Annotated in this window: 25 protein-coding genes, 3 tRNA genes and 1 rRNA gene; 4 read left to right on the plus strand and 25 right to left on the minus strand. The window is 33.3% G+C overall.

Translation table 11 applies throughout. The annotated features are described in order from the left end of the window. Window positions 1-90: 90 nt before the first annotated feature. From CVU84_06600 to CVU84_06695, 20 genes are all read right to left on the minus strand, one after another. Window positions 91-732: a DNA-binding response regulator gene (locus CVU84_06600; protein PKM95343.1), complete on the minus strand. Its 642-nt coding sequence runs from the start codon at window positions 730-732 to the stop codon at window positions 91-93. Further along, window positions 729-1,973 (minus strand): hypothetical protein, encoded by a 1,245-nt coding sequence (locus tag CVU84_06605; protein ID PKM95344.1) that lies wholly within the window; start codon window positions 1,971-1,973, stop codon window positions 729-731. The genes CVU84_06600 and CVU84_06605 overlap by 4 nt, the downstream gene beginning before the upstream one ends. A 25-nt stretch (window positions 1,974-1,998) precedes the next feature. Beyond that, window positions 1,999-2,790: a hypothetical protein gene (locus CVU84_06610; protein ID PKM95345.1), complete on the minus strand. Its 792-nt coding sequence runs from the start codon at window positions 2,788-2,790 to the stop codon at window positions 1,999-2,001. A gap of 15 nt (window positions 2,791-2,805) precedes the next feature. Further along, window positions 2,806-4,263 (minus strand): hypothetical protein, encoded by a 1,458-nt coding sequence (locus CVU84_06615; protein PKM95346.1) that lies wholly within the window; start codon window positions 4,261-4,263, stop codon window positions 2,806-2,808. Beyond that, the gene (locus tag CVU84_06620) at window positions 4,260-4,424 is read right to left on the minus strand and encodes a hypothetical protein (protein ID PKM95347.1); all 165 of its coding nucleotides are present in this window, start codon (window positions 4,422-4,424) and stop codon (window positions 4,260-4,262) included. The genes CVU84_06615 and CVU84_06620 overlap by 4 nt, the downstream gene beginning before the upstream one ends. A gap of 13 nt (window positions 4,425-4,437) precedes the next feature. Continuing rightward, window positions 4,438-5,934, minus strand: coding sequence for a hypothetical protein (locus tag CVU84_06625; GenBank protein PKM95348.1), 1,497 nt, complete (start codon window positions 5,932-5,934; stop codon window positions 4,438-4,440). Window positions 5,935-5,937: 3 nt separating this feature from the next. Further along, window positions 5,938-6,678: a pilus assembly protein TadB gene (locus CVU84_06630; protein PKM95349.1), complete on the minus strand. Its 741-nt coding sequence runs from the start codon at window positions 6,676-6,678 to the stop codon at window positions 5,938-5,940. A 2-nt stretch (window positions 6,679-6,680) separates the two neighbouring features. Then, window positions 6,681-7,895 (minus strand): pilus assembly protein, encoded by a 1,215-nt coding sequence (locus tag CVU84_06635; GenBank protein ID PKM95350.1) that lies wholly within the window; start codon window positions 7,893-7,895, stop codon window positions 6,681-6,683. Continuing rightward, window positions 7,888-8,979 (minus strand): hypothetical protein, encoded by a 1,092-nt coding sequence (locus CVU84_06640; protein PKM95351.1) that lies wholly within the window; start codon window positions 8,977-8,979, stop codon window positions 7,888-7,890. The genes CVU84_06635 and CVU84_06640 overlap by 8 nt, the downstream gene beginning before the upstream one ends. Window positions 8,980-9,335: 356 nt before the next feature. Next, window positions 9,336-10,154 carry a hypothetical protein gene (locus CVU84_06645; GenBank protein ID PKM95352.1) on the minus strand — a complete coding sequence of 273 codons (819 nt, stop codon included), beginning with the start codon at window positions 10,152-10,154 and terminating at the stop codon, window positions 9,336-9,338. 188 nt (window positions 10,155-10,342) lie between these two features. Then, window positions 10,343-10,549, minus strand: coding sequence for a pro-sigmaK processing inhibitor BofA (locus CVU84_06650; protein ID PKM95353.1), 207 nt, complete (start codon window positions 10,547-10,549; stop codon window positions 10,343-10,345). A gap of 12 nt (window positions 10,550-10,561) precedes the next feature. Beyond that, window positions 10,562-10,837, minus strand: coding sequence for a DUF2508 domain-containing protein (locus CVU84_06655; GenBank protein PKM95354.1), 276 nt, complete (start codon window positions 10,835-10,837; stop codon window positions 10,562-10,564). Window positions 10,838-10,966: 129 nt separating this feature from the next. Beyond that, the gene (locus CVU84_06660) at window positions 10,967-12,304 is read right to left on the minus strand and encodes a replicative DNA helicase (protein ID PKM95355.1); all 1,338 of its coding nucleotides are present in this window, start codon (window positions 12,302-12,304) and stop codon (window positions 10,967-10,969) included. A 39-nt stretch (window positions 12,305-12,343) separates the two neighbouring features. Then, complete coding sequence (locus CVU84_06665; GenBank protein PKM95356.1) at window positions 12,344-12,790, minus strand: 50S ribosomal protein L9; 447 nt, start codon at window positions 12,788-12,790, stop codon at window positions 12,344-12,346. Between the two features lie 2 nt (window positions 12,791-12,792). Then, window positions 12,793-14,835: a DHH family phosphoesterase gene (locus CVU84_06670; GenBank protein ID PKM95357.1), complete on the minus strand. Its 2,043-nt coding sequence runs from the start codon at window positions 14,833-14,835 to the stop codon at window positions 12,793-12,795. 108 nt (window positions 14,836-14,943) lie between these two features. Then, complete coding sequence (locus tag CVU84_06675; protein ID PKM95358.1) at window positions 14,944-15,246, minus strand: hypothetical protein; 303 nt, start codon at window positions 15,244-15,246, stop codon at window positions 14,944-14,946. 135 nt (window positions 15,247-15,381) lie between these two features. After that, window positions 15,382-15,618, minus strand: coding sequence for a 30S ribosomal protein S18 (gene rpsR / locus CVU84_06680; GenBank protein ID PKM95359.1), 237 nt, complete (start codon window positions 15,616-15,618; stop codon window positions 15,382-15,384). A 115-nt stretch (window positions 15,619-15,733) separates the two neighbouring features. Further along, window positions 15,734-16,189, minus strand: a complete 456-nt coding sequence (locus tag CVU84_06685) for a single-stranded DNA-binding protein (GenBank protein PKM95360.1) — start codon at window positions 16,187-16,189, stop codon at window positions 15,734-15,736. Window positions 16,190-16,254: 65 nt separating this feature from the next. Next, window positions 16,255-16,542, minus strand: a complete 288-nt coding sequence (gene rpsF / locus CVU84_06690; protein PKM95361.1) for a 30S ribosomal protein S6 — start codon at window positions 16,540-16,542, stop codon at window positions 16,255-16,257. 108 nt (window positions 16,543-16,650) lie between these two features. Then, on the minus strand, window positions 16,651-16,833 hold the full coding sequence (locus CVU84_06695) for a DUF951 domain-containing protein (GenBank protein ID PKM95362.1): 183 nt from the start codon (window positions 16,831-16,833) through the stop codon (window positions 16,651-16,653). 71 nt (window positions 16,834-16,904) lie between these two features. Between CVU84_06695 and CVU84_06700 the strand changes: the two genes are divergently transcribed. Beyond that, a complete protein-coding gene (locus tag CVU84_06700) occupies window positions 16,905-17,261 on the plus strand; it encodes a hypothetical protein (GenBank protein ID PKM95363.1) in 357 nt (118 codons plus the stop codon). Between the two features lie 6 nt (window positions 17,262-17,267). Here CVU84_06700 and CVU84_06705 read toward each other — a convergent pair. Together CVU84_06705 and CVU84_06710 are read right to left on the minus strand one after the other, a co-directional pair. Further along, window positions 17,268-17,338 (minus strand) — tRNA-Cys (locus tag CVU84_06705). 127 nt (window positions 17,339-17,465) lie between these two features. After that, a complete protein-coding gene (locus CVU84_06710; GenBank protein ID PKM95364.1) occupies window positions 17,466-17,942 on the minus strand; it encodes a hypothetical protein in 477 nt (158 codons plus the stop codon). Window positions 17,943-18,390: 448 nt separating this feature from the next. Here CVU84_06710 and CVU84_06715 point away from each other — a divergent pair, with 448 nt between their 5' ends. Genes CVU84_06715 through CVU84_06725 form a run of 3 tightly spaced genes read left to right on the plus strand, consistent with a single transcriptional unit; the run spans window position 18,391 to window position 20,393 of the window. Further along, complete coding sequence (locus CVU84_06715; GenBank protein PKM95377.1) at window positions 18,391-19,578, plus strand: potassium transporter; 1,188 nt, start codon at window positions 18,391-18,393, stop codon at window positions 19,576-19,578. Window positions 19,579-19,609: 31 nt separating this feature from the next. Next, on the plus strand, window positions 19,610-20,011 hold the full coding sequence (locus CVU84_06720) for a hypothetical protein (GenBank protein ID PKM95365.1): 402 nt from the start codon (window positions 19,610-19,612) through the stop codon (window positions 20,009-20,011). Between the two features lie 13 nt (window positions 20,012-20,024). Then, window positions 20,025-20,393 (plus strand): hypothetical protein, encoded by a 369-nt coding sequence (locus CVU84_06725; GenBank protein ID PKM95366.1) that lies wholly within the window; start codon window positions 20,025-20,027, stop codon window positions 20,391-20,393. Window positions 20,394-20,497: 104 nt separating this feature from the next. Here CVU84_06725 and CVU84_06730 read toward each other — a convergent pair. The 3 genes from CVU84_06730 to rrf form a co-directional block, all read right to left on the minus strand. Continuing rightward, a tRNA-Met gene (locus tag CVU84_06730) sits at window positions 20,498-20,571 on the minus strand. A 205-nt stretch (window positions 20,572-20,776) separates the two neighbouring features. Further along, window positions 20,777-20,847: transfer RNA gene (locus CVU84_06735), tRNA-Cys, on the minus strand. 79 nt (window positions 20,848-20,926) lie between these two features. After that, window positions 20,927-21,029 (minus strand): 5S ribosomal RNA (rrf, locus tag CVU84_06740); the annotation flags it as partial.

The following is a 21,029-nucleotide window of genomic DNA, read 5'->3' on the forward strand; positions in this document are numbered from 1 at the left end:
TTTTAAAATTTTTGATGTATTTAGAATACCACAATCTTAGGCGCCTATCTTCTCTCTTAAGTCACTATCTAATAGTTACTTTTAGCACGATTATAACTTGTTTTTAACTGCAAACAGTGCTAGTTGAGTTCGATCTCTAAATTCTAATTTATCTAGCACCCTTGTAATATTGTTTTTAACTGTTCCCTCACTAATAAATAATAGCTCCGATATTTCCTTATTATTATTGCCTTCCCCTAGCAAATGGCAAATATCCTTTTCTCTCTCAGTCAATAAGTCAACTCTTTCATCGAATACTAGCTCTTCGTAATTTGATGAAGTCAGCTTTTCTACTACTCTTGTAGCAATCTCAGGATTGATGAGTGTTCCTCCTGAATATACCTTTCTTATAGCATTGACAATTTCATCTGGGGTTGCATCCTTGAGCAAATAACCTGATGCACCATTTTTTAACGATCCAAATATGTACGCATCATCATTAAAGGTCGTCAAAATAATTATTTTGATGTGCTCATGTTTTTCCTTTATTTTCAGTGTCGCCTCTACTCCGTCCATTTGGGGCATTCTAATATCCATTAAAATTACATCTAGCAATTCCTTATCAGAACACCTAACAGCTTCTGCCCCATTGGCTGCCACACAAACAACCTCAAAATCTGGTTCATGGGACAAAATCATAGAAAGTCCTTGTACAATTAAATCTTGATCATCAACTATCATCAATCGAATCATTTTAACTCCTCCCGATCGTAGGGTAAGCTTCCTGTTATCAAAAAGCCTTTCGTATTTTCAAAGGATATTTTCCCTTGTAGCAATGCTACTCTCTCTAGCATCCCATTTAGACCATTTCCTTTTATCACTTCACTACATCCGCTACCATTGTCTTCAATATAAAAAAGTACCTCTTGATCTTTATATGTGATGATTATTTTCACCTTAGTAGCTTTTCCATGTCTAATGGCATTCGTTAGCCCTTCTTGAATAATACGATATATGGTTATCCCTACATCTGGTCTGACACTTTTGTCTCCAATGATTTCACAATGAATCTCTGTTTCAGTTTTATTTGCAAAATCCTCTGCTAGCTCATATAAGGATGTATTCGTCCATTCAATTTCATTTTCATTTTTTAGAGTGTTTAGTATTTGTCTTACTTTAGCTAGACTTTCTCTTGCTGACTTTTTTGCCTTTTCTAATGTGGCTATTCCCTGTTCTGTGTCGTTAGCACTAAAAAATCTTGTGGTCATTTCCATTTGCATAATAAGACCAGTCATATCGTGACCTAATGTATCGTGTAAATCCCTAGCAATTTTAGATCTCTCTTCTACCATTGTCAGTTGTTTAATTTCATTTGAATATTTCTTCATTTGCTTATGTGTTTCTAAAAGTTCTTCATATAATTGCTTTGTTTTCGCATTCTCTTCACGATATACTTTTGCAAATATCGCTACAAGTAATACCAGCATTTGAACAGTGAAGAAAAAAACGAACATAGCAAGATTTGCTGGACTCATTTGTATCGTTAAAAGTTCTGCAAATTTTACGATTGAACCTAACGTAAGAATGATACTTAATATTAATCCCGCTTTTTTGTCGTAATGAATTACAACATACATAAGCATAAGAATGTACATTGAATGAAAGAAATAGTCTATTGCATATTTTGAATTTATTTCAATGATAATAAGCACTATAACCGATAGCATGATTAGCGTTAATTGAACGATTCGTTTTTTTGCAATCATTTGAAAAGAGATAAAAACAGTGTAGATCAGAATTAAAGAAATTAGTATTGTCTTTCTAATACCAAAAGGATCTTCATAAAAATAACCAAGAACCAACAATACCAAAGATATTATGATGTATAGGAATGATATCAACTTGCCTCTATGACTCCCCATAATAAACCTCCCCAATAATGCACATATGCATATTAATGTCATTGTACCAAAATAAAAAAATCTTCTCAACATTATTATTGAGAAGATTGCTGTTTTACTATTTCAGGTATGCATTCATGATATCTTCAAAAGAACCTTCAATTACTCTTGCATCTGACATATCAGGAATCAAAATAAGATTATCTCTATTGAAATCATTTAAATAAAGTTCTATTTCTAACTCCACTTCTTTAATTTTAAAGCTGCCCACAATTTTCCTAATTTGAAGCTCTTCATCAATAAATAAGCTTACACTTACATTTTCAAGCTTATAATAGAAATTATTTATTGATAGCTCATTCATAATCAACTTTGGATCTATTGTTAAGGTATAGCAATCTGTTAATATGTTAGCTGCAAAAGATGTATCTTGATTGATACGAATAGGTATTCTTTTTTCAACCTCAATTAGATGAACTGTATTCAGAATATCAATCAACTGCTCTTTATGAATGCTTCTCTTTTCAATTGGTTGTTGTTTTTTGATAAGTATCTTTTTGAAACCTTCAATCGGTGTCACTATACAACTTGCTACTTCGTCTTCAAAATAACTACATATGACAATATCATTCATATCTTGCTCACTATTTATGTTAAATTCAATTGCTTTCAAATCCCCATTGACTGCTCCATCAATGATCACCTGAAAAAGCTCTGCCTTACTTTGATTACTAACATAAAGTTTAGCATTTCCATAAAAACAAAAATCGTTATCTGTAAGGGTATGTTTTATTGCTGTAATAATCTTTTCATCATTAGACATTACCCTTGCTAGTAGTGGTTGTCTTCCTAAGAACAACATCCCTATAAAAATGAATCCAATAATAAAAAACACTAAATTTTGTCTCATAGGTATCTCCTTATGTCAGTATAACTTAAAATAATATTTGTCATTTATTATTTTAATCTCATCGGTATTTTTTAGAAGATATTTTTCTTGACCTTCAAGTTTTCGATTATTTAAAAAGGTACCATTTTTTGAATTCAAATCAATTATATAATATTGATCATCCTCACAGGTTATTTGACAATGAATTCTACTCGCTGATTCGTTCTTAACCTGAAAATCTACTACCCCCTTCATGCTTCCTATAATGAAAGGTGTTTTCAGTAATGGGATATTTACCTCTTGCTCATCAACCCAATACGCTCTTTTTTGAATAAAGTTTCTTTCACTTTGCTCATGATTCGTATTCTCCCACTTCCATCTTACCCGGGATTCCTCCTTATTCATGTCTCCACGAAAAAACCTTTGAGGCGATTTTTCTTTCTTATCTTTTTTAATAATTAGAACATCCTTTTCTATGTTATTTGTACTTATTAATCTATCCTTTTTCTCAAAAGTCTTTTTTGCTTTATCATTGTTCTTCTTAATTCCCTCACTCTTCATAATACCCATCATGTTTTTCTCCTCCCAGATTATAGAATCTGATTCCATTTCATTTGTTATGAATTCCTTTTGAAATAATACCTTAAAAAAAATGAGAGCTTCACAAATACCAACAATTGCAATAATTGCTATGACTTTAATTAACCTATTAGAATAGCTATCTGCGGCACCTACCCAGTGGGCTGAACACAAAAAAATAATAATACCAATAAATCCTTGCAAAATAATAAACATTAGCTTTGCATCTTTAGATACCCTCTGTTGTTTCTTTGATGTTCGATATTTTGTCGTTCCTCGGATTCCGATATCATTGTTATCCATATCATTATCTATTCGTTGGATCTGTGGACCTGGATTCATAAAAACCATATCTTCTTCATATTCAATTACCGTCTTCAGCATTGAGACATTAAAATTCCCTTCTTCTAAAACCATACGAAACTTATGAATAAGGCTTATAGCCTTTTCATCATTTTTAAGAATATATTTTATTAATAACTCAATTAGGCTTCGAAGTAACTGCACGTTTTTAGAACCATTCTTTTCACAAGGTACATACACATAAAAACAACTAATTGTTTTAGGATCAATAAATATTAAGTTACCATCAATTTGAAAGCCAGTCTCATAAAGTAAGAACTCATTCGCAACAGAAATGATGTTAGTTAACGTTTCAATAATATTTCTTAACAGCTCATAACCAACACCATTTTCTTTTGCATAATCTAAAAGAGATAATTTCCCACTAATTGGATAAACAATTGAACTAGTGTCCTCACATACCATTGTTCGTATTGTAAGAACATTTGGTATGGCATTTTTTTGTAGCATTTTTACTTGGTAGTCTTCAACTTTTTTATTTTCAACTCTTAAAATCAAATAGGAATCACTTAATTCTTGTTCTATTGTCCATTCATAAATGTCTTTCATCATATGCCCAGCACTTTTGAATCTATTTGATTAAATATATTGTTAATAAGCTCCTCGATTTGAGTTTTAAAAATAAGTGCTAGTGCAATAATAATAACTATAATAATTGCAATTTCTATAATACCCATACCCCGTTCATCTTTCCATAAATTCTTTAACATCATCAAATCTCCCCCATTAAAATTTCAATGTAATTAAGGCTGGTGTTATAACAATGATTAATATCGCCATAAACATGATTCCCATTGGAAGCACCAGCCTGGTACTTGCCTTCTCTCCTTTTTTTCTAGCCAAGTCCTCTCTCAATGACATTGCTTCCTTCGATTGTTGCTGCATTGCCCCAATTAACAAATGACTCCCCTTCTTAATGTTTTGCATAATGATTGCTGTAAACCTTAAAATTTCAGGTATTTTACAACGTTGTCCAAATGCTTCGTATGCTTTAAGCTCAGATATGCCCTTTTGTAAATCTTCAAGAGTCAAAATCATTTCTTCATAAAGCAGTATGACTTCTCCACTTCGTTCTTTGATTCTGATATAATCCTTTATAATTTTTTCCCATGCTCTTCCAAAAGTCATACCTGCATTCATTAAAAGTGCAAATTTATTGATACACCCTGGAAATGCTCGAAGTAACTCTTCTTCTCTTTTTTTTACCTTGGTATGCAAATCGTAGCCTTTCAACAAGAAAAATAGTATTGAAATGCCAATTCCACCCAAAATCATTGGCAAGCTCTGAACCTTCTTCTCACCATCGTACCACTTCGCAACTGCGTCGTAATCACTAAACTCTTGTGGCAAAGTAATCTGATCTCCCTCAATATTTTGTAATGCTGTCTTGGATAATATATCTTTCATGTACTTGTTGAGGTGGTGTTTTTTCATCGTTGCATCCAAAGATTTTTTGTATAATTTTACAGTGTATTGAACTGATTTTTCTTCTCCATAACAATCAATCTTGGCCTTTAATTTTACGATCTCCCCTTCGTTATGTAAATTGTTGTATCTAATTTCTCCATTGTTAAGCAAAAGCTTATCATTACTGCTCTCCCACATTATATTCACTTTTTCTGAAAGCATGGTTGGTAAATATAGTGGTTGATTCACATGGTCTAATGATAAATTATTTTGTAGAATTAGATCTGGAAGCTCTTTCATTATTTTGTCCAGTTCTATTTTTATTTGATCCATAGTGGGGCTTTTTTCTGGAACCACAATGCTAAGTGGCTCATAAGTGATTACATTTTTTTTGCCTTTATCTCCTTGGATTTCTAACCCATAGTAGTAATGATAATACTGATCCCCTTCCCCAAATTTTGCTTTATGAAGCTCCGATACATTATTCACTGCAAGACTTTTGATATTTAAACACATTACGAATAGTATCGTTCCAAAAAGCAGCAATAACACTAAGGTTATTCGCTCTCCTTCAAAAAGTCTATACCGATTGGCGTATTGCCGTTTACCATATAGTTGTAATAAATTATAATTCGTCTTTCCTTGGAAAACATTTTCTATATGATCTATTACAAACAACCCTATAGGTAAATATCTCCATAGTTTGTATTCTTTTTTTGATATATTTGTCAGTTCATCTTGATATTGCTTTCTCGAATAAATATAGAGTCCTATAAACCCAAGCGTACTTATTCCAAGCAGAATGGTCAAAATCATTATTCACACCTCGATATCTACAACCTTTTTACTCACTATAAAGCTCACAATATATAATAATAGTGCTGTTGTCATAGCAATTCTACCCCGTAATGTTTTATACATCACCTCTAAAAATCCTGATGAAAATAAATGTAAATATATAATAATAAAGGGAACTAAAAAGGCTAGGATTTTTTGTTCATATTTCTTTCCTGTTATTAAAACATTAATATTCTCCGTGATCATCATTTTTTCATTGATGGTTGTTGTCGTGTACTTCATTATTTCTACTAAATTACCTCCCGTTCTTTTTGCCGTTATAAATACATTTGTAAAATTGGTAATGTCCTCGTCCTCAGCCCTAAGTGCAAAATCAAGCAATGCGCTTTCTATAGAATGATTCATCGCAATTTTTCTTACTATGTATCCAAATTCCTCTATGATGTAAGTGTCTTCGTCATAATATATAACCTTCAAATCATTTAGTGCCTCAATAAATGCAAGCTCAACACTTTTTCCAACACTGATTGAAGAAGATAATGCATAAAGCCCTTCTTTAAACTGTTCCTTAAGCTTTTTCTTTCGCTCCCCTACAAGAACCTTCTTTTTATAAGATATATATAATATGCCAAATATACTTGCTGGTAAAGCTATGACCATTTGTCCATAGAAAAGCATTGCTAGCAGGAATAATCCGCTCACACCAAAACACCCGTATTTAAACTTCTCTACTTTACTCATTTCATACGTGTTGTAATCCATACTCAAGACCTCCTTAAAACAAGCTTTTCCGTATGTACCATTTGATTTTTGGTAGCGTTTAAGCTTCCACAAACCTTATTTCCAATTGATGATGTATCCTCTTCATAAACAAATAGTGGATTTAACTGAATCTCCCCATCTTTTATACCCACAAGTTCTGTAATTTCCAAAATCTTTCTAGACTTGTCTCGCATCCGCCCTAAGTGAACCATCAAATCAATGGAAGATACTATTTGCTTTCTAATGGCTTCAAGGGGGAAATTTTCTTTTGATAAAATCATAGTTTCAAGACGACTTAACATGTCTTTTGTAGAATTAGCATGACCTGTTGACAAGGATCCATCGTGTCCAGTATTCATCGCTTGAAGCATATCTAATGCTTCAACTCCCCTTACCTCACCAACGATAATTCTATCTGGGCGCATTCTTAAAGACGTTCTAATTAAATCAGAAATAGTAATGGCACCCTTTCCCTCTAAGTTTGGATTACGTGTTTCTAGGCTAACCACATTATCTACTTGACTAATTTGTAGCTCTGCGGAATCTTCAATTGTAATGATTCGTTCATCGTTTGGAATAAAATTAGATAAGATATTTAGAAGAGTTGTTTTACCAGAACCTGTTCCACCGCTTATAAAAATATTATATTTTGCCTTGATCGCTTTCTCCAGAAACTCTGCCGCTTCTTCTGAAATGGCTTTCCACCCAAGCAATTGCTGCATATTAATTGTTTTTTTTGAAAACTTTCTTATCGTTAAGATTGGTCCGTTTAAGGCTATTGGTGGTAATACAACATTAATTCTTGAACCATCCTCTAACCTGGCATCACATATTGGCGTTGCTTCATTTACTACTCTATTCATTTTAGATACAATACTTTGAATAACATCCTCCAATCTTTCTACGGTCTCAAATCGCACCTCAGATTGAATAAGCTGACCCTTCTTTTCAATGAATATGAAATCTTTCCCATTTACCATAATCTCAGTTACGCTTTCATCAATAATAAACGGTTGTAGTACATCCAATCTTCTTAACGCATTGAACAATTGAAGGGCAAGGACTACTTTTTCTTTCGTATCTATATATACATCTCTTGCTTTTGATAGTATGGCTTCATCAATGATATCGATAATCTCTTCATCCCTTAGCTCTCTTGATAGATCCAACTGATTTCTGACTTGTAATTTTATTTCTTCAATGATTCTTTCATCCATCCATATTTATCACCTTTCCTAATTTTTTAATTTCCTGTCCGAAGCTGTTGTCAAGATTAATATTTATCTTTTCATTATTTCTACTATACAAATTTTCTATAAAAGGTATCTCACATACAATTCTACTCTCTCCAAACTCTTGGATTGTAGCATCCATTGATGGTTTAGTCGCATTGGCCACTATAATTACATTTTCTAGCTTTTCCCCACTACTATTACCATTTTCAAATAGTGCTTTAAGCCTTTCATTACTTCCAATGGTATAATTTGTTAAAATTATCTTCTTATGACATTTTTCCATCATTAAACTGTTTCTAGCTGAACACTCACTCGTAAAATCAATAATAATATACTTATACTCCTTTGCTTTCAATAAACAATTCATTAACTGCATCCAATCCTCATCTTCAAGACTAGTCATATCCTCTTTACAGATTGGTGGTGGAATATAGCTCATCCCAGTAATGTTATCATTCTTTTTTATTCCTTCAAGCTTCATTATCAAATTCGGTGATCTCTTTTTTATGTGGTAAAGCAAATCAGATAAGCTACTATTATATATGTTATCTAATAACTTAGTATAAGAAGGAAACTCTTCAAGACTTAAGAAAAGAGTTCTATATCCTTGCATTGATAACATATTTGCAAGGGCAAAGGAAATGGTTGTCTTTCCACTCCCTCCAATAGGTGAGTATACGCAAATTATTTCCGTTGTAGAATTGTTATTAACTCCAACCTGCTCTTTGCCACATAAGGACGTATAGTATGATATTATTCTCTCAACAATTAGGTGCCCCTGTTGATACTTATCAATCCTAGGTAGCTCTAACAATGATGTGCTTAAGACATTATCCACAAGCAAAATAGTAACATCCGTTAGAAGTTTTTTGTTCAATTTCATATAAAATTTTTCACTTATTAATAAAATATCAATTGGATTGTTTTTCAGAAATTTCTGAAGATGGGTTTCGTTAGAAAAAGTGTGGATAGAAAAACGATGGATGTTATAAGTCATAAGATAACTAGATAGTTTATGTGAATACTCTTGATCCCATTCGCAAATGGCAATCTCTAAATTAAGCATTCTTTACTGCCATAACAGGTCCCCCTTTTCAATTATAATTATTTAGCTGACAACAACATTGTATTGCTATTATATCCCAAATTATATTATATGTAAAGTGGGATTTATGAATTATCTAATATTATCTCATTTGCATTTGATTGCCTGTATATGTTTCCCTTTTTTGTAAGGCTTTTACATATATTTCAATTGATTTCATAAGTATTTGTTTCGCTTTTATCCTTTTACCATCTGTCATTAAAGAGCTGGAAATTGGTTCATTATTTTAGTGTTTAAGTCTTAGATACTTATGATATCCTCAGGCATTCAATGTTTTGTAAATACATTGTATTCTCTCCTTGATAAATGCTATCTGTTTATCGGTCTGGTTGTTTTTCGACCTGTTCCTCAATGCTGTCCATCATTTTCTGTGCTCTTACGGCATCATATAGCTTGTTTCCATCGTCAATTACAAATTGCAGATATTCTTTCGCTATGTTCACTTTGTTTTCCCTTAAATAAAACTCGGCTGTTGCAAGATTGCTTGAAATCAGAAATCTTTTTGACAATGGTTGTTTATTTATCATAAGCAAGAATTCTTCCATTCCATCGGTTATTCCTTTACTAAACTCAATTGTGAAATGATTGAATGTATAATATCGCTCTAACGTCAATTTATTTCGTTTACTGAGTCTGGTGACTTGGAGGATTTCATATGCTTTACTAAGTATACGTTGAGCTTCGTTAATCTTATTCAGATTAATATAAATATCCGCTAAATTTATATAATAAAGTATTTTTAAAATGGGCGAAGCTGCCTTCTGATCAAGATCAATACTTTCAAGAATTTCTGAACAGCTTGTAAAATCCCCCATCTCTCTTAATGCAAGCGCTTTGTAAATAAGCAGGCCTCGAAGGTGTTTTTTTGATTTTAAATCCGCTAATCGTTCATTCACAACGTCAAGTAACGGATACGGATCACAGGCTTCATTTAATGATTTTATGGATTTCATGAATACCTGGAACTTGCAAGAATGAACAAATCCCCAAGCAGTAAATGTCATAAAAACAACAAACAGAACCCAATATGCAAGAGATATGCCTACATAATAAAACATAAAGAAATATACAATTGAAACTGGCAATGACCACAGTATCATAACCAATCTTCCATGTTTAGCGCACCATCTAATCATAATAAAAACCCCTTCCTATAAATCTTTTCCTTTAACTCTTTTTCATCGAATTCATTATGTTCATTATTTTATCACAATATAGTAGTCTTTCCTTTGGCAAATCTTGGAATATATTTAAAAACACTAAAAAGGGCTATCTCTCTCTAGATAAATATCTATTTTGAGACATCCCTTATTTTGTTACGATCTTATTTAAAGATTGCAATATCAATGCAAACAAGTACATACAAGAGCAGATACCCTGATAACCCGAGAATACCAATGATAATACCGTTACAAGCATTGACACCCACAGATATGTGCCAACTTGATAGGGCTAAATTTGTTATATATATCCCCAAAATGCCTATGACACCTTTTATAACCACACTCAGTAGTAACCTCAAGGCTTTCATAGCTTTACTCTCCTACCTATTCTTTTTACATGTATACTCGATTTTATCAGATATTATTCCTAACGACTTAGCTTGTTGTATTAAATACTGATATTTGAGTTGTATCGCTTTCACTTCATAAATATAGCTATCCACTAATTCAGGTTCTGAAACAAAATCAAAATTTGCATAAGCACATTCTAAAGCTTTCTTCACTTTTTCTATGCTTAGTATAATCGCGGTTTGATCATCTGTTACTTTATTTTTTAAATCACTTTCACTATATTGATAATTAGAGTTGCTTTTCATAATATCACAGCCTTACCATATTTTTCTTAATTATAGTATAGCCATGAATAGTATCATTTATGCCTGTCCTAATCTTTTTAGCAAACATTAAATTTAAAATGTTCCTTTTAATAGTAAACTAGTACCTCTTTAGCTTTCTTTTTTATATGTACTACTAGCAAATTTTGTATATGCACCGAGCCATGCCAAATGGACAGTTCCGGTTTGACCATTTCTTTGTTTCGCAATTATGAGTTCGGCTTGATTTTTAAATTCTGAATCCTCATTATAATACTCATCTCTATATAAAAACATAACGATATCCGCATCCTGCTCGATTGCTCCTGATTCTCTTAAATCAGATAGAATAGGTCTATGATCGGCTCTGGTCTCACATGCACGACTAAGCTGAGATAAAGCAATTACAGGTGCTTCCATCTCTCTTGCCAAACCTTTTAACCCACGAGAAATTTCGGAAATCTCTTGTTGTCTTGATTCTTTTTTACTGTTTCCGCTCATAAGCTGCAAGTAATCAATTAGGATTAAGTCTAAACCTTTTTCAAGCTTTAACTTTCTACATTTTGCTCTAATTTCATTTACTGAAACGCCTGGCGTATCATCAATAAAAATAGGCGCTTGTCCAACAATGGTAGAAGCATCAATAAGGTTCAACCATTCTTCCTCTGTTAAATCACCAATTCTTACCTTCTGAGCATCTACAAGACCTTGTGTACATAACATACGCCTTGCTAATTGCTCCTTTGACATTTCTAAACTAAAGATGGCTACGGATTTTCTTTCTTTTACCGCGGCATGTTGTGCAACATTAATAGCAAAAGCAGTTTTCCCCATAGAAGGTCTCGCCGCTATTAAAATTAAATCAGATGCCTGTAGCCCTGCTGTTTTATGATCTAAATCAGGAAACCCAGTTGCAACACCTGTAACTTGTCCCTTGTTTAAATATGCTTCACTTATCATATCCAAAGAGTCAGATACGATTTTACTTATATTTGAGAATTCTCCAGTCTTTCTTCCTTGAATAATATTAAATATTTTTTCCTCTGCACCATTTAAAATGCCTTCAAGACGTTCTTTACCTTCATACCCATCTGCAATTATTTCCTGTCCAGCTTTTATAAGCTTTCTTAATATGGATTTTTCTTTTACGATCTGTGCATAATTTTCTATATGGGCAGACGTTGGTACAGCTATGGCTAACTTAGATAAATAATCAATACCACCTACCATATCCAATTGTCCTAAATCTTTTAACTTTGTTTGCAACGTAACCAGGTCAACTGGCTGATTATGTTGATAGAGGTTAACCATGGCATCAAAAATAGCCTTTAAGTCAGGTTGATAGAAATCATCTCCATCAATGTTCTCAAGGGCAATTCCAATCGCTTCTCTATCCATAACCATGGACCCAATAACCGATTGCTCTGCTTCAATGCTATGCGGTGGTATTCTTTTTATAGACTCTTCCACGTGTATCACTCCGATTGTTTATTTGCCTATTGTTATAAACTACCCTTCAATAACCTTGACAGTCAATTCCCCTGTCACTTTAGGATGTATTTTAATAGGTATAGTGTATGTGCCTAATGCTTTAATTGGTTCCTTTAATTGCATTTTTTTCTTATCAATGTCTAGATTAAAATGATCCTTAACTTCTTTCGTAATTTCCTTCGTAGAAATTGATCCAAAGATTCTACCGCCATCACCAGCTTTTATTGGAACAGTGACTACTGCCGCCTTAATTCTTTCTGCCATTTCTAAGGCTTCTTGGTATATTTCTTGTTCTCTTCTTTCTTCTGAAGCCTTTTGAAGTTTGATATCATTTATTGATTTATTAGTAGCTTCCGCACCTAATTTTTTTGCAAATAAAAAATTCCTTGCATAACCATCACTTACTTCTACTATCTCACCTTTTTTTCCTACCTTTTTAACGTCTTCTAATAATATGACTTTCATTGTTAATCCCCTTTCACAAAATATTCATCAATTGTTTGTTTTAATATTTCTAATGCACTATTAACCGTATAGTTTTCTAACTGCGCGCCTGCAACATTCAAATGCCCACCACCGCCAAGCTTTTCCATTATAAGCTGAACATTAATCTCATCAACTGATCTAGCACTGATATAAATCGTATTTTCAACCAGTGTTAAAACAAAAGATGCTTTAATTCCTGAAATATTTAATAGTTCATCTGCAGCTTGAGCACCCACTAAACTAGGGTTAACGATATCAGATGGACATATGGATATTGCGATACTTTCTCTAAACAACTCGGAATTTTTTACAGCTGTTGCCTTTGCTTTATAAGATGCCATATCGTTTTTGAATAGTTTGCTTACACGAATTGCATCTGCGCCGCTACGTCTTAAGTGGGCTGCCGCTTCAAAGGTCTTTACTCCTGTTTTTGCTACAAAATTCTTTGTATCCACTGCTATTCCTGCAAATAAAGCATCTGCTTCCACAGGCTTAAGCTTAACTCTTTCTGATACATATTGCGTAATCTCTGTAATCATCTCGCAAGTTGATGAAGCATATGGCTCAACGTAGCTTAAAACTGCATTTTCTATATACTCCGCCGTTACTCGATGATGATCAAATACAACAATTTTCTTCGAATACTTTAATAAATCTGGATACTCCGTGTAGCTAGGTCTATTTACATCGACAACTACCAGTAAGGTTTGATCCCCAACAAAGGAAACTGCTTGCGTATTGTTTACAAAAAGATCTGTAGGATATTCTTTATCCTCAATTAACTTTTCATACATTGGGTAAATAGATGTTGTTATTTTATTAATAACAATATGTGCTGGTTTACCAAAGTGCTTAGCACATGCATATACCCCTATTGAAGCGCCTAATGAGTCCATATCTCCTATCTTATGACCCATAATGAGTACACGATCACATTCATCTAATAATTCTCTAAAAGCGTGGGCTTTAATCCTAGCCTTTACTCTTGTGCTTTTTTCAACACCTCTCGTTTTTCCTCCATAAAAGGACAGCTTCTCGTCATTTTTAATTACGGCTTGATCTCCACCTCTACCAAGTGCTAAATCCATAGCAACTTTAGCAAAGTCAATCTTCTTAGTAAATGATCCCTCGCTTTTACCGATTCCAAGACTTAGGGTTACAGCCATTTCATTACCAATATTAATTTCTCTTATACTATCAAGAATCGTAAACTTGTTTTCTTGAATTGACGGTAAGTATTTGTTTTGAAATACAATTATATATTTATCCTTTTCAAACTTTCTAATAACGCCATCGATTTCTTGAGAAAACTTATTTATGTTTCTATCAATTAATGCAATTAGCAAAGGCCTTCTTACTTCTTCAATGCTGTGAATAACTTCATCATAATTATCTATATACAGAAGACAGAAAATCGATTTTTGTTCTTCATTTTTAATTACCAATGCATTTTCTCTTGAAATATCATAAAAATATGCAACGAATAAGGCTTCCGTTCCCTTAGAAGCTTTTTCCTTGGTATTTGGATCGGTTTTATCAACGACCATTTGTCTTACAACAATTTTAAATGCTTTGTCTTCAACAATAAACTGTTTTTCATATTCTGCCCCTTCTGTAGGGAATTGAGATGTATTAATTGAAGTTATGATATTCGTTATTTTCATGTTTTGTAATCTTGCATTTGAAAACAATAATCTAAAACTCTCATTGTACCATTTGATTCTACCTACTCCATCCATAAGAATATATGGCATCTCAAAGTTCGTCAAAAGCTGTTTTTGAACTTCATCCAAATTCATAGCAAAGCTTATAATATCTGTCATTAAACGACGTCTATTAAAAAAGATAAGATATATAGCTATTGCGGTGGAAATTGCCAAAAACATAATATAAATAAATCCAAGTGTTGGATTATAAAGTGCACCAATAATTGTAAGCGCTGCAATGATGATTAAATAAAATAATGGCCATCTAAAATAGCCTTCTATTCTACTGTTAACTCGTATACTTCTCTTTTTTCCCATATAATAAGCCTCATTTCGCCTATAAAAGCAACGTGCTAATAAGTCACGTTCATAATCATAGAGATATATAATGCTTGCTGCACAAGTTACATATCCACTACTCTTTGATTAAATATCAAAATGTCTTGAAAGTAAGGAAAGCTGTGTTCTCCATTTTGAATGCTCCCCTTCAGTTAGTAATGCTATCTTTAATTTATTCTTTACTTTTAAATCTAAGCCTTCATAGGATGTACCTAATTTCTCCGATAAGAAATATGTTATGATCATAATGTCCGCCAATAAATCAATATTGTTCTTGTTATCGCCTTCTTCTGCCGTCATGTTAGAAAACACTGAAGAAACATCTGATAATAATTGGCTCTTTAATTGCTCAATAATTTTAATTTTATTTGTAATTTCCATCTCTCCCATTGTAACCCACCTTCAACTTATACTCTTACTATACTACTCTAAAATATTATATCATTATATTGAATTTATGAAAAGTCAATCTTTTTTCAAAAAGCGAAAGGCTCTGAAAAATCAGAGCCTTTCGCTTAAGTAGATTTAATCTACTGTATATGGCATTAATGCAATATGTCTTGATCTCTTTACTGCTATTGTTAATGCTCTTTGATGTTTTGCACAGTTTCCAGTAATTCTTCTAGGAAGAATTTTACCTCTTTCTGATACAAATCTTTTTAATTTATTTACATCTTTATGATCGATTGATTTTGATTTTTCTTCACAGAAAACGCAAACTCTTTTTCTTCTTTTAATTGGCTTTCTTTTTTCAAATGCCATCTCGTGCAACCTCCTTTATTGCCAAATTTATGTTACTCGGCAAAATAATTATAGTAGGATACCCTACTTCTTAGTTATGAAGAAACCTACTGATTAAGCTACGCTCCTCAGTTTGTTAAAATGGTAAATCATCGTCGTCGTCAAACTCTTGGCTGATTGGAACAAATCCTTCTGCTGACTTCACAGGTTGTGGTGTTTCCGGATAACTAGAACGAGCTTGCCCTTCAAACTTACCACGTTCCTCGAATGATTTTTTACTTTCAGCAAAATGCTGTTCATCCACTATTACATCAGTGCTCCATCGTTTAACGCCTTCTTTGTCATCATAAGAATTAACTTGTAAATGGCCTACGACTGCAACTTGCTGCCCCTTCTGAAAATATTTTTCAGCAAATTCGCCTCTCTTTCCAAATGCCACTACATTAATGAAGTCTGCTTCAGGCTCACCTTCGCGTTTATATCCTCTGTTTACTGCTAGTGTATATCTAGCAATAGCCATTGGCTCAGCGCCTTGAGAATATCTCATCTCCGGATCCTTTGTTAATCTCCCCATTAAAATTACCTTGTTCATACTAAATCCCCCTTGTAAGTGAATAATTTTATTTTAACACAGCTTATGATAGCTGCATTATATTATTATTCTTCGATATTTAAACATAAATATCTTAGTACTGTTTCCATAATACGAATTCTTTTTTCGATTTCGTTTGGAGCTTCAGCATCCGCTTCAAAATAGATAAAATAGTAAAAGCCTTCTTTGATTTTCTCAATTTCATAAGCTAGTCTTCTTTTACCCCAATCGTCAATTTTTGAGATTGTTCCTCCAAATCTTTCAACATAACCTTTCACTTTTTCTAAGGTTGCATCTCTTGATTCGTCGTCTAACTTACCATTGATTATAACTGCTAATTCATATTTATTCATCTTTCCTACACCTCCTTCTGGTCTATGGCCCTTAATCTAGTTAAGAGCAAGGATATATTATATTTTAGCTTAAAAAGTATAACATAATCAAGTTAAAAAAGCAACCCCTTACTTATTATCATTGATTTTCCTAATATTTTTTTCTAGTTTCACTCTTGGTATCATAACCATATGGTTACATCCTTTACATTTCAACCTAAAGTCTATCCCGGTTCTTAAAACCTCCCAGTCAAAACTTCCACAAGGATGTGACTTTTTAAGAGTTATAATATCACTTACATGAATATCCATGACAATCCTCCTAAATTTATATCTTTGTACTCTTATTCTCTTATATGATATAATAACTTTGAGGTGTTATTATGACAAAATACATGCGTGAACATGAATCTTATTTGCTAGATGCGATGAAGCAAAACGATAAGTTAGTATACTTATTAGAATATCATAACCGTCAGATTAAATGGTTACAACATGAAAGAATCGTACATTTGCTTGTGATGATATTTACTGCATTGTTATTTGTATTCTCTTTTGTTGGCATGATCTTGATGACTAATTTGTTTACCCTTTTGTTAGTATTGCTACTTGGCGTACTAACAGTGACTTATATTATTCATTATTATGTACTTGAGAATACTGTTCAAAGATGGTATAAAATATCAAATTCTTTAAATCAGCAAATAGATGCTATAGGCGTAAATTTACATACTTTATAACAATAAAGGCGCCACCCAGATTTGAACTGGGGATGAAGGTGTTGCAGACCTCTGCCTTACCACTTGGCTATGGCGCCAAAGGCACTCATAGAAATATTATATGCTGAGTGGTTAGGGTTTGTCAACAGTGTAGTTTGATGAAATTAGTCATTACGTGTCAGTCATGATATAATTACTTCTAAACACAACATTTCTAATTACTATCTACAAATTAATAAACCAATTCCCCATATATTTTTTAATTAACAACAATATACTTGCTATCCCTATCACCAGCAAAACTGATACCAAAGAATACTTTTCAATTACCATTCCTATAGCAAAGGCTGCTGCTGGCGGGTGCTCTGCATTCAAAATGACCATAAGAAAAATGGATAATCCTATGGCGATTGATCCTGTTACTGCAAAAGGAAAGGTGGGAATAAAATACTGTATCAAATTGCAAAAGTATCCAGTGAGTGCTCCAATGATATATCCACCAAGAATACATCTAGTACTTGAACTTCTTTTTTTAGGACATGTAAAAACAATGAAACTTGTTGCTCCAATAGAAAAAATAATGGTTGCTTTCAATACAATGTCTACATAAAGTAAGATAACCATCAGAAAAGTAGTTGAAATAATACACTGAGAAATATATTTCCCTTTATTGTGTTTGAATTTTTCATCAAATATTTTCATTGATTCTCCCTGTTGTCAAAGTTACAAAACCTCCGCACTCGCTACGGTTTCGTAACCGAATGCAAGCTTCGCTGCACATCGGTTGGGGCTTGAACCCCCACCGATGTTGGAATTAGTTCCCCCACTTAATAAGTGGGGGAACCAATTCCATTCGGTTAAATAAATCCTACACATATACTAAAGATATAAACAGACACAACTTTATATAATATTATATTCAACAACTTAATATATGTCAATTATAACGCCTTGATTATTACACATTATTTTACACATAAAAATATTTCTTTGCCGATTGTTCGAGCAATATTACTAGTAATAGGATTAAACCTTGTTTAATAGAATCCATAGGCGTATAATTATTATTTGGGAAAAAGTAGCATATTTACTGCTTCTTTATTTAAGTAGAAGTTACAAAAAAAAATTGGAGGCGATATAATTGAACTTAATGACAGGGATAGGCCTTGCTATTATGAGTGGATTTTTTATTGGAAAGCTTATTAACAAGCTTAAAATACCTTCGGTTGCTGGTTATATTATTGCCGGCCTTATACTTGGGCAATCTTTTTTAGGGATTTTAAACCTTGAATTCTTGGATCAAGTAAGTAGTGTTAGCGATATGGCACTTGGGCTAATTGCTTTTAGTATTGGAGGCGAACTACTCGCAAATAACTTAAAGAAAATTGGTAAAAAGGTATTTGCAATTGCTTTTTTTGAAGCATTTGGAGCATTCGGTATTGTTACAGGGGCAATGCTATTATTGAAACAACCCCTTGAGGTTGCACTATTACTTGGAGCCGTTGCTTCAGCTACAGCACCAGCTGCTACCGTAATGGTCATCACCGAACTACGTGCTAAAGGTCCTCTCACTAGTACATTAATAGCAGTTGTGGCTATAGATGATGCTATATGCTTGATGATTTATGCTGTTGCATCTTCTATTGCTAGAGTTGCTATCTCCCACTCAGAAACAGTACGTTGGTCAAGTATTATTCTTAAACCCTTGGTAGAAATAGGTGGATCTATTGGTATAGGAATTGTAATGGGAGGTATCTTAGTCTTTATATTAGGTAAAGTTTCTTACACCAGAGAAATCCTTACAATATTAATTGCAGCAATTATGTTAACGTTAGGCATCGCCACCTTATTTAATTTATCAGCACTATTGAGCAATATGACATTGGGGATAATGGTTGCTAATCTTAGTACCCATCGCACAAAAGTCTTTTCCATCATTGAATCGATTACTGCACCCATTTACACAGCTTTTTTTGTTCTGGCCGGTGCTAGATTAAACGTTAGTTTATTAGCTGAGGTTGGTATTATTGGTTTAGTTTATACTGTTGCACGAATTATTGGCAAAATTGGAGGTTCATCTCTAGGAGCAACTATTACAAAAGCAGACCCAGTTATCAAAAAATATATTGGCTTTGGTTTACTATCTCAAATTGGTGTTGCAGTAGGTTTGGCCATTGTTATTAGTCATGAGTTTGCGGGAACTGAAATTGGAAGCTTAGTCATTACCGTCTTATTAGCAACAACCGTAATCACAGAAATTGTTGGACCTTTATGTACACGTTTTGCAATTATGAAATCTGGTGAAAATGGTGCAGTAGATGATGAAGTAATCGAATAAGTATTTACAAACTAAATTGGAGGGATATAAAATGCATGTATTGTTTATCGTTCTAAATGAAGTAGAATATCTAGCAGACATTTTAACAAGAATACGTGAAGTTGGTTTAAGAGGTGCAACAGTTATCGAGAGCATAGGATCAGCTACTGTAATTGAAAATGATCTATATAGCGTATCTTTCCTAGCAAGCTTAGTCAACGTTCTTGAAGGAAAAAACAAAGCAAGTAGAGTTATTTTTTCACTTATTGAAAGAGAAGAGCAGGTTATAAAAGCAATGGATGAAGTTCAATTAATTTTAGGTGGAGATTTAAAAAAACCCAATAAAGGAATGATGTTCGTTTTACCAGTAACTCATTTTCGTGGTGGTGAGCTTGAGAGACATATCGAGAGCCGCGAAATGAAAAAGAACTTAGCCAAGGGGAAAAAATCTTAATGGAGGTGTAGATATGTATTTAATGGTTATAGTGATCAGCAATACGGAAAAGCTTAAATCAATAATAAAAGCCCTTAAAAACATAGATATAAAAGGTTCTATTGTAATAGATTCCATGGGCACAACTAATATTGATAATAGTTACTTAGGGTATAGGCCCGCCATTGAATCTACACTAAGGACAATCAGTGAAGTAACCAATTACAAAAAAACATTGTTATCAATCGTGGACTCTGAAGAAAAGGTTCTTGAAGCAATGGATATGATTGAAGCACTCCTTGGTAATAATATGAAGAAAACCAATACGGGAATTATGTTCACGATTCCCATGAGCTCTTATTTTAGTGGACAATCAAATAATATTAAAAATGATTCTTTATAGGCATGCTGAAATTCTATAAGAGAGAAGAGAACCTCAAGATTGCGCACATTGCAAGGCGCACATCAAAAAAGACTTTAAACATTAGTTTAAAGTCTTTTTTTTAATTGCGGGGACAGGATTTGAACCTATGACCTTCGGGTTATGAGCCCGACGAGCTACCAGACTGCTCCACCCCGCGTCAATATTTTATTGTGTGTGTTTTGTTGTTGTACATATAATTGTATACTTTATTATATGTAGCGTCAAGTATAATTATTATCAAAAAAGATGTTATTTATACATGTTATCTTTAATTTCACTAGTTCTCAAGTGGGAGTCCATGCTCCCACCGTTGTCAGTGAGCCTCCACAAAATGTGGGGATCCTCTTCCAATAGGTGAAAAAAGGCGCCACCCAGATTTGAACTGGGGATGAAGGTGTTGCAGACCTCTGCCTTACCACTTGGCTATGGCGCCATATAAGAAAACTATTCTAACCAAAATCTTTTGTTGCCTATCTTCCGTTTTCTAATTATTCAAGTAAAAATAAATAAAAAATCGGCAGCCACCTACTCTCCCGGGTCGTTACCAACCAAGTACCATCGGCCGTCTATGCCTTAACCATCGTGTTCGGTATGGGAACGGGTGTTACCCATAGA

This window comes from Firmicutes bacterium HGW-Firmicutes-1 (assembly GCA_002841625.1).
Lineage (GTDB): Bacteria > Bacillota > Clostridia > Lachnospirales > Vallitaleaceae > HGW-1.